This is a genomic window from Pelagibius sp. CAU 1746, from assembly GCF_039839785.1.
Lineage (GTDB): Bacteria > Pseudomonadota > Alphaproteobacteria > Kiloniellales > Kiloniellaceae > Pelagibius.
This window is the reverse complement of sequence record NZ_JBDOQT010000001.1, coordinates 1,343,725-1,356,408: the sequence shown is the minus strand read 5'-3', so window position 1 is coordinate 1,356,408 and position 12,684 is coordinate 1,343,725. Positions and strand designations below refer to the sequence as shown.

Here is a 12,684-nt window from a genome sequence, read left to right as displayed (position 1 = left end):
CCCTCTTCCAGGGTTTGCCCAGCAAGCTGCGGGTTCGTTAGAGTACGACCCTGACGGATTCGCAGAACTGAAACGAGGCGCAACATGACCGGCAGCTTGGATCGGGACGAGCTGATCTCCCTCTTGGAGACCCTGGGCAGCGACAACGACGAGGAAGCGCTGGCCGCGGCCCGGGTGCTCGACACCAAGGTGAAGGCCACCGGCAGCGCCTGGGCGGAGCTGCTGTCGCCCAGCCTCGGCGCCGAGGCCGCGGAGAGCGGCGCCGCCGCCTATGACCTGGGCGACCTGGGCGACCTCGACGAACTGCCGGCCGACGCCGCGGCCAAGAACAGCGAAAGCCTGGCGCTGATCGAAAAACTGCTCGCCAAGCCCGACAATTCCGACGAGTTCCGCGAGGAGTTGGAGGACTATAAGGCGGACATCGCCGCCGGGGAGTTCACCGACGGCGACCACCGCTATCTGCGGGCCCTCTGCAAACGCCTCTCCGCCTAGTCGGCCTGTGATGGGCAAGCGCCTGCTCGTCGTCGCCCACGTCCCCTCCGACAATACCCTGCGCCTGCGCGACGCCGTCGTGGCGGGCGCGCGCTCCGACGAAGCCGGGAACGTGGAAACCGTCGCCCTCACCCCCTTCGAGGCGGGCCCGGCGGAGGTGCTGGCCGCCGACGGCATCATCCTGGGTACTACCGAGAACCTGGGCACCATGAGCGGCGCCCTGAAGGACTTCTTCGACCGTACCTACTACGGCGTCATCGAACAGACCGAAGCCCTGCCCTACGCCCTCTACATCCGCGCCGGCCACGACGGCACCGGCACCCGCCGCGCGGTGGAAAGCATCGCCAGGGGCCTCAAGTGGCGCGCGGTGCAGGAACCGCTGGTCTGCCGCGGCGCCTGGCAGGAAAGCTTCGTCGAGGATTGCCGCAACCTGGGGCTGGCCATGGCCGCCGGCCTGGACGCGGGGATTTTCTAACCAGCTGCTGAAAGCTGACCTCCTGCTTCGATGCGCCCCTTTAACAATAGCCCGTGGTACAAGGAAGGTCAGGAAGCCAGCAATCAAAGACGTCCTGCGGATTCCAATACCTCCTCCAGAAGCCTATTGGCTGCAAATTTGGTTGAAATGAAAATTGTTTGGGGGCTGCAATGAAGATAGATACCGCCGACACATTGCGTATCGTTCAGCACCAAAGCAGCGAGAGCGCAACCTATCTGCGGCAACTGCACATCTGGCTTGGCGTAGGCTCTGCGGGAGGTACGGTTTCCATGGTTTCTCTGGCGACCAGCCTACCCGATCCGGCCTATGTTTTTCGCTTTCTCCAGCCCTCTTTGTGGTCATTTTTGGTGGGGATTGTGGCCGCGGGCGCCAGCCTCTTCTTTCTATCTCTACGGGCAGGTGCGATGGGAGGGCATTACGCAGCTGCCCACAATCGCGATCAGTTCAATGACGCAATAAGGGCCACTCCGGTAATGTTTTCATCCCCACAATCACTTGCCAACGATGCAAACCGTGACCGTAACGCGTTGATCAAGAAGTCAAACGAGGCGCACGAGTGCGCGGAGCGAGAATGGGTATTGCGTCAACGCTACTCGATTGCGTGGAGGGTGAGCCTTGTACTATCCGCTCTTGCGTTTGTTTTCGGATTTGCCTGGCCATTGGCTCAGGTCAGCTTCTTCGGCGGCAGCCTCTTACCCTTCAGCCCAGAATAATGAAGTAGATATCAGCCGTTGACGCCGGCAGTGGCACGAAACAGCATTTCTCGCAACTGCGGATCGCCCGACGGTTCTCCGGATGGTGGACCCACTGTGATGCTGTTTCCGGGGAGAACGGCGGAGGCGGAGGCGTATCCGCCTCCACCCGCGTTCATCCCAAATTCCGATCAATCTCAGCTGCCCGCCAGGTGGGTGGCGAGGAAGTCCTGGAAGGCGTCCCAGGACTGGGTGTCCGCGACCTTGCGGTAGCGGTCGGAACCGAACACCGTGAAGGCGTGCGGAGCGCCGGAATAGACCTGGATCTCGTAAGGAATGCTGCCGGCCTCCAGCTCCTTGGAGAGGGCCGCCACGTCGTCCATGGTAATGGCGCTGTCGGCACCGCCGTGGGCGATGAGCAGCGGCGGCGTGTCGGCGGGATAGCTCTGGCCCTCGGGCGTCGAGAGGCCGCCGTGGAAGGTGGCGTAGCCGGCGATGTCCTTGGCCTCGCCGGAGCGCGCCAGTTCCAGCACCGCGGCGCCGCCGAAGCAGTAACCCATGACCACAGCCGGGCCGCCGTTCAGCTTGCGCGCCTCGGCCAGACCGCCGAGGATCAGGCCGCGCATCTTCTCACGGTCCTTGTAGAGCTTGCCGGTCTCGGCCTTCTTGGCGCCGGTCTCCACCGGGCGGTTGCCCTGGCCGTAGAGGTCGACGGCGAAGGCGTCGTAGCCCATTCCTGCCAGCATGTCGGCGCGCTTTTCCTCGTACTCGGTCAGGCCGTCCCAGTCGTGGATCACCAGGACCAGGCCTTTGGAAGCGCCTTTGGCCGGCGCGCTGTAGCCCTCGTAGCTGCCGCCCCCGACGCTGTAGACGACCTTCTCGCCGGCGGCCGCCGCGAAGGGCAGCAGCGCCGCCGCCATCACCAGGACCGAAAGCCTCACTGCCTGCCTCATTCCCTGATCTCCCTATTCCGTGGGTGGAGGTTCAGGGGAAAAAGATAGGGCGCTACTCGCGCAAGTTAAGCCCCGGCAACGGTGGGGGCACCGCCGCCCCTCCTCTGCCTGACCCACGGGGCAGGGCACGTCGCTCGCCCTGGATGCTCGGAACAAGTCCGAGCATGACAGAGGCGGCATCTCGCAAGACGCACCCGAAAGGCCGCGCAGACAAAAAGGGCCGTCCCGAGGGACGGCCCTTAAGGCAAGTTACAGGGTACTCACGGTAAAGGGTACTTTGGGGAGGAAATAGCTCCCGCGAAAAAGCTCGCTTACTTCTTCTTCGCGGTCTTCTTGATCTCGCTGGTGAACTCGCCGAAGCTCTCGCTCACGCGGGTCGACAGCAGATCGGCGGCTTCGCCGTTCGACTTGCTCGCCATCTCGGCCAGCTCGCGAAGATTGGCGAGAGCGGCTTCGTAGGCGCCCTTGGCCAGCTCGGCCTGCTTGACGATCTTGTCCTGCGGCGTGCCGGCGGCGTTCAGCTCGGAGAACGCCTTGGAGGCCTCTTCAACACCCTGGCGCAGGATCTCGGCCTGGCGGCGAATCACCGCTTGGGCGCCTTCCAGCGCGATCTTGTTGGCAGAGGCAACGGCCTCGAGGTTGCGCTTCTGGTACTCGACCAGCGCCTGCGCATCGAGGCCCGGAAACTTGAACTGGTCCGCCGTCTTTGCGAAATCGAACTTCTCGAACTGCTCAGCGAACTTGCTGGGATCCATAAGAGCGGCGAAATCGAACTTGGCGAACTCACCGTTCAGAAAGGGGTTACCGGAAACAGCCATGGTTCGGGCTCCTATCCCTGGCGGGGCGACCCCGCGATTTGCTGCACCGCACAATTCAGTGCGTGACGGTGATATAAGCCCCTACTTGCAAGCGGTCAAGGATTTTTTTGCACTGCACAATAAAATAATCCCAGGGATCCCCTGGGGCCGCGCCCGGCCGCGCGTGCAGATGCGAGATTAATTAACCATCAGAAGCGCATGGGCGCTTGGCCCCTCAGGCTGCGGCCCGTCCGGCGGGCCGGTAGCTCCTGAAGCGGCCGATCAGGGTATCGATCCGGGTGAGCTGCTTGTCCAGGTGGGCCATGGTCCCGGCCATGTCCTCGCTGTCGTCACGCAGCCAGACCCGCACCGCCGCGAGATAGACGGCCGAGAGCCCCTTGATGCGCAGGACGCCGCGGCAGCCGGTGGTGGAGAAGCCGGCGGCCTCCAGGGTGGCGGCCATGGAGCGGCCCAGGCGACCGAGCCCGCAGCAGGCCGCCAGCGGGTCGCAAAGCTGGTCCTGCAGGATCGCGCCCAGCCCGGCCTTGTAGGGCTGCAGAGCGTCGAAACGGCGCATGATCATGTCGAAGAGGCGGTCGCGCGCCGGCAGGCCCAGATCCTCCACGCCCTCGGCCAGCATCGCCGCGTCGACCTGGCGCGCGAAGCCGTTGAGGATGGCCTGCTTGGAGGAGAAGACCGGATAGACGGTGGACAGCGGCAGCTTGGCCGCCTCGGCGATCTCGGCCAGGGAGAGGTCGCGCCAGCCGCGCTCCGCCGCCAGAGCGAAAGCGGCGTCGATGATCCGCCGCGCCGGGTCGCCCTTGGCGCCGCCCGCGGCGGCTTTCCTGGCGGAAGTCTTCTTGCCGGTCGCCTTCTTGCCGGCGGCTTTCTTGACCATGTCAGTCCCTCCTTCTCGCCATTCAACCTAGGTTTCCAGCGCACGGGGAAAAGGCCGCGCCCGCCTCAACCCGCCTTCTTCAGCACCGCGACCCGGCCGCCGGTCAGCGACACCAGTTCCGGCGGGCTCAGTCGGAAGACCGCATGGGGCGTGCCGGCGGCGGCCCAGATCTCGCCCAGCTCCATCAGGTCGGCGTCGATGAAAGCGACCGGCGTTTCGCGGTGGCCGACCGGCGGCACGCCGCCGATAGCGAAACCCGTGGCCGCGCGCACGAAATCGGCGTCGGCGCGTGCGAGCTTCTCGCCCAGCAGACGCGCCACCGCCTTCTCGTCGACCCGGTTGGCGCCGCTGGCCATGACCAGCACCGGGCGGTTCGATTCCTTGGCACGGAAGATCAGCGACTTGGCGATCTGCGCCACGCCGCAGCCGATGGCCGCCGCCGCCTCCTCCGAGGTGCGGGTGGAGGCGGGAAACTCGCGGACCTGGAAATCGAAGCCCGCCGCCTCGATCGCCTGCTGCACCCGCCGGGCGCTGTCCTTCATCGGAGCCTGGGTCGGCGCTTCGCTCATAGAGAACTCATCCTGAAATGACTGCATTTTCCGCCAGCATAGCACGATCGCCCGGGACGGCGAGGCCCCCAAGGCGTAACCGTGCCGGGCTGGAACCGGGCCCCCGGGACCCGCCGGCGCGCCGAGGCGCGGAGCCCCCGGCGCTTGGCAGACAGCTACCCCAGTTCCTTGCTGCGCGCGGTGGCGGCGGCGATGGCGCGGGTCATCAGCGGCTGCAGGCCGTCCTCGGCCATGAGGATCTTCAGCGCCTCCAAGGTGGTGCCCCCCGGCGAGGTGACGTTCTCGCGCAAGGTGGAGGCGGGCTCGCTGGCGATGTGCACCAGTTCCCCGGCGCCGGCCACGGTGACCCGGGCGCACTGCATGGCCAGGTCCTCCGGCAGGCCGGCCTCGACGCCGGCCTTGGCGAGGCACTCGATCAGCAGGAAAACATAGGCCGGCCCGCCGCCGGAGACGGCGGTCACGGCGTCGATAAGGCCCTCGTCGTCGACCCAGGCGGTCTCGCCCACGGCCGAGAGCAGCTCGCCGCAGATCTCCCGCAGCTTCGCATCCACCTGCTTGTTGGCGCAGAGCACGGTCATGCCGCGCCCCACGGCGGCCGGGGTGTTGGGCATGGCGCGCACGACGGGCGTCGCCGCGCCCAGCGCGTCCTCGAAGCCGGCGATGCGCCAGCCGGCGGCGATGGAGAGCGCCGCCGCGCCCGCTTCGGCGAAGGCCTTATAGGCGGGCAGCGCCGCGGCCAGCATCTGCGGCTTCACGGCGAAGACCATAAGGGCGGGTTTCAGGTCGCCGGGCAGCGCCGCGGCCTCGTCCGCGTGGTGGACGCCGCGGGCGATGAAGCCCTGCAAGGGCTCTGGGTTGGGCTCGACGATCCAGACGTCGGCGGGGGCGATGCCCTGGCTGAGCCAGCCTTCCAGCAGCGCCCCGCCCATCTTGCCGCAGCCGACCAGCAGCAGCGGTCCACCTAAATTCATGGCATTCCCGGCATGGCGTCAGGCTTCGCCAACCGTCTCCAGCATTGCCGCGTCCAGAGCCTCGCGCACCGGGGAATTGCCCCAGACCACCAGCTGCAGGGCCGGATAGATACGGTCGCACTCCATGAGGGCGGCCTCCACCAGGTCTTCGAGCTGCTCCAGCGACGCGCCAGGCAGGCCGCGCAGCGGAATGGTGTGGCGGTACATGAGGGCGCCTTCCTCGGACATCAGGTCGAAGTGGCCGAGCCACAGCCGCTCGTTGGCCTGCGCCAGCAGTTCGCAGACCTCGCCGCGCCGGGCTTCAGGGACTTTCATGTCGAAGTGGCAGGAAAAGAACATGGAGCTCACGTCCGCCTGCCAGACGGAATACATGTGATATTCGCACCAATGACCGGACATCTCGATGAGGAGCTCCGACTCGCTGTGGCGGTCGAGGGTCCAGTCGTTGGCGGCACCGAGTTCTTCCAGGAGGTCGAGGGGGTTGATCGGATGGTGGTAATCGGAAACGAGTTCGACCATTGCGATACAGCCTCTTCGGTTGGCGGTGGCAGGGTCGAGCGTCCCGCTTGAGCCCGATATATGGAATAAGGCGACGCCGCCGCTACCACATCTAGCGTAGCCTCAATTGATTCCGCTGTGCAACAAAGGATTAGCCGCAAATCCGGGGGGATTTGCAGAAAGCTGTGGACGGAAGGAAACGGGCCCCCGGAGCAGCAGCCGGCGGCGGAAGGCGGGCGCCCCGATCCGGGCCGGGCGGCTCAGCCGTCGCCCTGCGGCGGCCCGCCGGTCTTGCCGGAAGGTTTCGAGGGGGCCTTTTTCGGGGTCTTTTGGGAGGCCTCGAGCGCGGCCAGGCGCTGTTCCAGGGCCGCCACCTGCCCGGCCAGGGCCTCCTGGCCCTCGCGGGCGGCCACGGCCACGGCCTTCATGGCGTCGAACTCCTCGCGGGGCACCAGGTCCATCTGGGCCAGCAGACGCTCCAACTGCTCGCGGAAACGAGCCTCGACCTCGCTGCGCATGCCCGCGGCCACGCCCATGGCGCTGCTCGCCACCTTGGCCATGTCGTCCAGGATCTTGCTCTGGCTCTGCATCGAATTTAGCTCCCTGAAGCGCGGGCGAACCCAATCGGATGTTGCGGGTATCCAATATGCCGGGTCCCGGAGGCCGACTCAATCGGTTCGGCCTCCATTTCTGCGCCGCCGGGTCAGCCGATCAAGTTGACGGGCATTGCTTGACATTGCCCGAAGTGGAGCCGGGCAGATTTACGAGGGGAGGGCCGACCAAACTCAACATCACACTGTCTGAAATGCTGCCCGGAGGCGGATCGCAGACCAAGCAGTTCGGATAGCGGCGGCAGATCTTGGAGAAGAGCTCCCCCCAACTTTCTCCGGCCGTATGCTCGATGAACAACGCCCGCAGTTCCGTTATCCGCGAAGGGTCGAGTTCCAGGCTGAAGCCCGTGCCTGCGGCGATGTGGCTTTCCAGGTTGTGAACCAGCCCTTCGTGCATGAAGACCTTGCGTTCGCTGACGCTGGACGGCGGGTTCACATAGTAGACGAACGCCGTCACGGCAATTGCCCCGGTCGCTCGCACCGCGAGAAGCTTGCCTTGCCCAATGCGCAGATGGAAAAAGCCCGGGATGAACGCCGCCGCCGCTCCGGCCGTCAGGGCGACGACGGTGCGGAAGACGAATTCCTGGAACGCCGTCACTTCAGGGAACAGAACCGCCAAGACCAGCATAGTCGCCAAAAAGACGACAACGCTGATACCCAAGCAAATGCGCTCGACGTTCGAGACATCATGGGGCCGGGTTTGCGTGTCTTCTTCTGGCTGGTTCATCGTCGCCCGCTACTCGCCGATCTCTCCATCGCAGAAATAGACTCTTTGGGAGAAGCGGGTCTTCACCATGAATTCAAAGCCATCGAATTTCAGCGAAACGCAGCCGTAACTCGCAAGCCAGGCAACGCCGCCGGCGCTGCCCTGCTTGGGATCGGCGCCCTTGTTCGCAAAGATGTCTTTGATCGTCGCCGCGTCGTCGCTTTCGGCAACGTTCTGGACGGCCTTCAACATTATCGGAGTCGCGTCCTGAAACTTGGTGCGTTGGGAGACCGCAAACAACGCCGGCAGCAACTGGTACAATCCGTCGCGATAGAACTCCGGCGGCATTTTGAATGCCTGATCCAAGGCCTGCCGAGGGTCTTGTTCTATCCCCAGCCCTTGTAGCCGGGAGACGAAGTCCTTGTACGCCTCCGGCGGGGTGCTGGTGAAAGACAGGGTGCAGTTGTCCTTGTCTTCGGTGCGCGAGCAAGTCCCCGCCGCTTCAGCTTCCGCAGGATGCTGCTTGCACTCACACGTCGTGGCCTTTGCGTTCGACGCAAAAAACGGAGATATCGCCAGCAATGTCGCAGCAAGAATCTTGCAACCGCGCCCCATACACACCCCCACGTCGCAATGATCAAAGAAATTTTCAATTATTAGGGGTGTTTTTTCAAGTCACGATTCCTGGTTACCAGCGGATCACTTTCGGGGGGCCTGGCCCATCTCCGGCCCATTGTTCTTGTGTAGCGGCAGGCAAGACGCTTGACTGCGGCGGCACGAGAGAGGGGGGCCATGCCCAAGATTCCGCGAATTTCACTGCCGCTGCGCGCAGGGGCGCTGCTGGCGGTGCTTGCCCTGCCGGCCGCCGCACCGGGCCCGGCCCAGGCGCAGCACGACCCCCGCGAGGCGGTCAGCGTGGTCAGCGGCACGGCCGCCTTTCCCCTGGCGATCGCCGCCGCCGAGCGGTTCAGCCTGAAGAGCGACCAAGCCATGCCGGTGGTCGAGCGGCTGGGCGGCGCGCGCGCCTTTCAAGCGTTCTGCGCCGGCCAGGGCCCGCGTTTTGCCGACGCCGCCGTGACCGAGCGGCGCATGACGCGGGCCGAGCTCGGCGCCTGCCAGCGCAAGAACATCGCCGTCAGCGAGACGGCCATCGGCCACCAGGCGGTGGCGCTGGGCCAGCTCCCGGGCCGCGCGCCGGCCGGCCTCAGCCTGCGCCAGATCTTCCTGGCCCTGGCGCGCCAGGTTCCCCTGGAGGGACGGCTGATCGACAATCCCTACCGCCTGTGGAGCGATATCGACTTCGCCCTGCCGGTGGCGCCCATCGAGATCTACGGCCCGCCGCCGGGCAGCCCGCTGCGCGACGCCTTCGTCGAGCTGGTCATGCAGCCCGCCGCCGCGGCTCTGCCCGAGCTGCGCGGCTGGACCGCGGAGCAGCGCGCCGCCTTGGCCGGAGCGCTGCGCGCCGACGGCGTCTTTGTCGAGCTGGGCGAGGACGAGGCGGAGACCGCCGAGCAACTGACCCGGCATCCGGGCGCACTGGGCATCTTCAGCTTCAATTTCCTGGACCGCCAGGGCGCGCGCCTGGACGCGCTGGCGGTTGAGGGCATCTCCCCCCGCGCCGCGGCCATCGCCGACGGCCGCTATCCCCCCGCCCGGCCGCTTTACGTCTACGCCAAACCCGGCCAGGCGAAGGACACACCCGGCCTGGACGGCTTCCTGGCCGAGATCCGGGGCGCCGCCGCCTCCGGGCCCGGCGGCTACCTGACCCTGCGCGGCCTGGTGCCCCTGCCCGCCGGCCAGGGCGGCGGAACCGCAGGGCGCGTCCCCTCGGGCAACTAGGGGCTAAGGCAACCCGAAGCAAAAGGGGCCGTGGGGTTGCGGAGGCTTCGGCCCGGCCTCTATAAGGGAGCGCCTCTAGTCCCGCGCCTTCACCGGCGAGGCGGCTCTAGAAAAGGATCGGCTTCACTATGCTTCTTGTTACCGGCGGCGCCGGTTTCATCGGCTCCAACCTGGTTGCCGCGCTCTGCGAGCGGGGCGAGGACGTGGTCGTCTGCGACCGCCTGGGCGAGGGCGACAAATGGCGCAACCTGGCCCACCACGGCCTGGAGGACGTGATCCCGCCGGAGGAGCTGCCGGACTTCCTGCGCTGGGCCGAGGGGCGCCTGACCGGGGTCTTCCACATGGGCGCCATCTCGGCGACCACGGAGACCGACGGCGACGCCCTGCTGGCCAACAACTTCCGCCTGTCCAAGGTGCTGTGGGATCACTGCACCCGCGAGAGGATTCCGCTGATCTACGCCTCCTCCGCCGCCACCTACGGCGACGGGGCCGAAGGCTTCGACGACGACGCGAGCGCGGACTACCTGGCGCGCCTCAGGCCCCTCAACGGCTACGGCTGGAGCAAGCAGCTCTTCGACCGCTGGGTCGTCCGCCGCCTGGCCAAGGCGGCCCAGCACGGCGAGGCCCTGGCACCGCCGCAGTGGGCGGGCTTGAAGTTCTTCAACGTCTACGGCCCCAACGAGTACCACAAGGGCGGCCAGGCCAGCGTCGCCTGGCACCTCTACGGCCAGCTTCAGCGCGGCGAAGCGGCCAAGCTGTTCCAGTCGCACCACCCGGACTATGCCGACGGCGGCCAGCTGCGCGACTTCATCTGGGTCGGCGACTGCGTCGACGTCATGCTCTGGCTGCTCGACAGCCCGGCGGTTAGCGGCCTGTTCAACGTCGGCACCGGCAAAGCGCGCTCCTTCGCCGACCTGGCGCGCGCCGTCTTCGCCGCCGTGGAGCGCCCGGAGAACATCAGCTACGTGCCGACGCCGGAGAACATCCGCGACAAGTACCAATACTTCACCGAAGCCAGGATGGCGCGCCTGCGCGCCGCCGGCTACGGCAAGCCCTTCACCGAACTGGAGGAAGGCGTCGCCCGCTACGTGAAGGACTTTCTCTCCCAACCCGACCCTTATCGTTAGAGGGCACAAGAGGTTCCATGGCATTTCCGGCCGACTCCGCCGCCAGTTCCCTTAACCCGATGTGGATGGCCCTGCAGCACCCGGACTTCGACCCGGTCGCCTTCTCCATCTGGATTTTCGACGTGCGCTGGTACGCGCTGGCCTACATCGCAGGCCTGGTGCTGGCCTGGCTGTACTGCCGCTGGATGACCAAGCTGCCGCCCCACCGCCTGAAGCCCGTCGACTTCGACGATTTCCTCTTGTGGGCGACGCTGGGCGTGGTGCTGGGCGGGCGCCTGGGCTACGTCCTGTTCTACAAGCCCGACTATTACCTGGCCAACCCGCTGGAGGTGGTCTTCATCTGGCGCGGCGGCATGTCGTTCCACGGCGGCCTGCTGGGCGTGCTGGCGGCCATCGGCCTCTTCGCGCGCAGCCGCGGGGTCAGCTACTTCACGCTCTCCGACATCGTCGGCGCGGCGACCCCCATCGGCCTCTGCCTGGGACGCATCGCCAACTTCATCAACGGCGAGCTCTACGGCCGCACCGCGGACTCCGCCCAGGTGCCCTGGGCCATGGTCTTTCCCCACGCCGGCCCCATCGCGCGCCACCCCAGCCAGCTTTATGAATCGCTGCTGGAAGGCCTGGTGCTGTTCCTCGTCCTCCACGTCATGGTGCGCAAGGGCGCGCTGGAGCGCAGCGGCCTGATCTCCGGCGCCTTCATGATCGGCTACGGCCTGGCGCGGATCATCGCCGAGTTCTTCCGCGAGCCCGACGAATTCCTCGCCTTCGTGCTGCCCGGCATCACCATGGGCCAGGTGCTGTCCTTCCCCATGGTGCTGATCGGCATCGCCGTCACCGTCTGGGCGCTGCGCCGCAAGGCGTAAAGGCCAGGGTCCATGGTTTCCCTGCTCGACCACCTGCGCCGGCGCCTGGAGCGGGAAGGCATGCTGAGCGTGGCCGACTACATGGGCGAGGCCCTGACCCATCCGGTGGGCGGCTATTACATGCGCGGCGACCCCTTCGGCGCGCCCGGCCCAGCCGGCGGCGATTTCATCACCGCCCCGGAGATCAGCCAGATGTTCGGCGAGTTGATCGGCGTGTGGTGCGCCGATAGCTGGCTGCGCCTCGGCCAGCCCGCCCCCTGCGCCCTGGTGGAGCTGGGCCCGGGGCGCGGCACCCTGATGGCCGACGCCCTGCGCGCCACCCGCCAGGTGCCCGGCTTCCACGACGCCCTGGACATCCACCTCGTCGAGGTCAGCCCCGCGCTGCGCGAGCGCCAGCGCGAATCGCTGGGCGCGCACGAGATCACCTGGCTGGATAACGCCGGGCAGATCCCGGAAGGCCCGCTGCTGCTGATCGCCAACGAGTTCTTCGACGCCCTGCCGGTGCGCCAGTTCGAGCAGACCGCGGAAGGCTGGGCCGAGCGGGTGGTGGTGCTGGGTCCGGACGACGCCTTGGCCTTCGCCCTGGCGGCGCCCAGCGCGGCCAACCGCCCGCTGATCCCCGCCGCCCTGCGCGACGCCCCGGAAGGCACCCTGGTGGAGGTCTGCCCGGCGGCCCTCAACATCGCCGCCTTCCTGGGCCACCGCCTGGCGCGCCAGCCCGGCGCCGCCCTCATCGTCGACTACGGCCCGGCCAGTCCGGCGCCCGGCCCGACCCTTCAGGCGCTGCGCCACCACCGCCACCACGAGGTGCTCGACGCGCCGGGCAGCGCCGACCTGACCGCCCACGTGGACTTCGCGAGCCTGGCCCAGGCCGCGGCCAGCGCCGGCTGCCTGGCCCACGGGCCGGTGCCGCAGGGCGACTTTCTGGGCGCCCTGGGCATCGAGCTGCGCGCCGCCCAGCTCGCCGCCGCGGCGCCGCGCGCCGCCGAGGCCATCGGCGCCGCGCGCAAACGCCTGACCGACCCGGCGGAGATGGGCGGCCTCTTCAAGACGCTGGCCCTCACCTCCCCCGGCCCCCCGTTCGACCCGGGCGCCCCGGCCGGCTTCGAGGCGCCCGCCCCGCAATCGCCGCCCCCCCTATCGCCCGACAGCCAAGACCGTTAGAGTGCCGC

Annotated in this window: 16 protein-coding genes; 7 read left to right on the top strand and 9 right to left on the bottom strand. The window is 67.2% G+C overall.

Features of this window, described 5'->3' with window-relative positions:
- Positions 1–84: 84 nt before the first annotated feature.
- From AAFN88_RS06515 to AAFN88_RS06505, 3 genes are all read left to right on the top strand, one after another.
- The gene (locus AAFN88_RS06515) at positions 85–492 is read left to right on the top strand and encodes a hypothetical protein (RefSeq protein ID WP_347519190.1); all 408 of its coding nucleotides are present in this window, start codon (positions 85–87) and stop codon (positions 490–492) included.
- A gap of 10 nt (positions 493–502) precedes the next feature.
- The gene (locus AAFN88_RS06510) at positions 503–967 is read left to right on the top strand and encodes an NAD(P)H-dependent oxidoreductase (protein ID WP_347519188.1); all 465 of its coding nucleotides are present in this window, start codon (positions 503–505) and stop codon (positions 965–967) included.
- Positions 968–1,137: 170 nt separating this feature from the next.
- Positions 1,138–1,701 carry a hypothetical protein gene (locus AAFN88_RS06505; protein WP_347519186.1) on the top strand — a complete coding sequence of 188 codons (564 nt, stop codon included), beginning with the start codon at positions 1,138–1,140 and terminating at the stop codon, positions 1,699–1,701.
- A gap of 176 nt (positions 1,702–1,877) precedes the next feature.
- Here the strand turns inward: AAFN88_RS06505 and AAFN88_RS06500 are convergent, their stop codons facing one another.
- The 9 genes from AAFN88_RS06500 to AAFN88_RS06460 all read right to left on the bottom strand — a co-directional run bounded on the left by AAFN88_RS06500 (position 1,878) and on the right by AAFN88_RS06460 (position 8,298).
- A complete protein-coding gene (locus tag AAFN88_RS06500) occupies positions 1,878–2,633 on the bottom strand; it encodes a dienelactone hydrolase family protein (RefSeq protein WP_347519184.1) in 756 nt (251 codons plus the stop codon).
- Positions 2,634–2,944: 311 nt separating this feature from the next.
- Entirely contained in the window at positions 2,945–3,451 is a 507-nt protein-coding gene (locus AAFN88_RS06495; RefSeq protein ID WP_347519182.1) for a phasin family protein, read from the bottom strand.
- 214 nt (positions 3,452–3,665) lie between these two features.
- Entirely contained in the window at positions 3,666–4,328 is a 663-nt protein-coding gene (locus AAFN88_RS06490; RefSeq protein ID WP_347519181.1) for a TetR/AcrR family transcriptional regulator, read from the bottom strand.
- 65 nt (positions 4,329–4,393) lie between these two features.
- Positions 4,394–4,897, bottom strand: a complete 504-nt coding sequence (locus tag AAFN88_RS06485; RefSeq protein ID WP_347519180.1) for a YbaK/EbsC family protein — start codon at positions 4,895–4,897, stop codon at positions 4,394–4,396.
- Between the two features lie 155 nt (positions 4,898–5,052).
- Entirely contained in the window at positions 5,053–5,868 is an 816-nt protein-coding gene (gene proC, locus AAFN88_RS06480) for a pyrroline-5-carboxylate reductase (RefSeq protein WP_347519178.1), read from the bottom strand.
- Between the two features lie 18 nt (positions 5,869–5,886).
- Positions 5,887–6,387, bottom strand: coding sequence for a YbjN domain-containing protein (locus AAFN88_RS06475; protein ID WP_347519175.1), 501 nt, complete (start codon positions 6,385–6,387; stop codon positions 5,887–5,889).
- A gap of 239 nt (positions 6,388–6,626) precedes the next feature.
- On the bottom strand, positions 6,627–6,956 hold the full coding sequence (locus AAFN88_RS06470; RefSeq protein ID WP_347519174.1) for an accessory factor UbiK family protein: 330 nt from the start codon (positions 6,954–6,956) through the stop codon (positions 6,627–6,629).
- Between the two features lie 121 nt (positions 6,957–7,077).
- Positions 7,078–7,704, bottom strand: coding sequence for a hypothetical protein (locus tag AAFN88_RS06465; RefSeq protein ID WP_347519172.1), 627 nt, complete (start codon positions 7,702–7,704; stop codon positions 7,078–7,080).
- Between the two features lie 9 nt (positions 7,705–7,713).
- The gene (locus tag AAFN88_RS06460; RefSeq protein WP_347519170.1) at positions 7,714–8,298 is read right to left on the bottom strand and encodes a hypothetical protein; all 585 of its coding nucleotides are present in this window, start codon (positions 8,296–8,298) and stop codon (positions 7,714–7,716) included.
- A gap of 177 nt (positions 8,299–8,475) precedes the next feature.
- On the opposite strand from AAFN88_RS06460, the gene AAFN88_RS06455 reads away from it, so the two are divergent.
- From AAFN88_RS06455 to AAFN88_RS06440, 4 genes are all read left to right on the top strand, one after another.
- Positions 8,476–9,522, top strand: coding sequence for a substrate-binding domain-containing protein (locus AAFN88_RS06455; RefSeq protein WP_347519168.1), 1,047 nt, complete (start codon positions 8,476–8,478; stop codon positions 9,520–9,522).
- A 128-nt stretch (positions 9,523–9,650) separates the two neighbouring features.
- A complete protein-coding gene (gene rfaD, locus AAFN88_RS06450) occupies positions 9,651–10,649 on the top strand; it encodes an ADP-glyceromanno-heptose 6-epimerase (RefSeq protein ID WP_347519166.1) in 999 nt (332 codons plus the stop codon).
- Positions 10,650–10,708: 59 nt separating this feature from the next.
- Positions 10,709–11,512, top strand: coding sequence for a prolipoprotein diacylglyceryl transferase (gene lgt, locus AAFN88_RS06445; RefSeq protein WP_347521641.1), 804 nt, complete (start codon positions 10,709–10,711; stop codon positions 11,510–11,512).
- Between the two features lie 12 nt (positions 11,513–11,524).
- Complete coding sequence (locus AAFN88_RS06440; protein WP_347519164.1) at positions 11,525–12,676, top strand: SAM-dependent methyltransferase; 1,152 nt, start codon at positions 11,525–11,527, stop codon at positions 12,674–12,676.
- Positions 12,677–12,684: the final 8 nt, after the last annotated feature.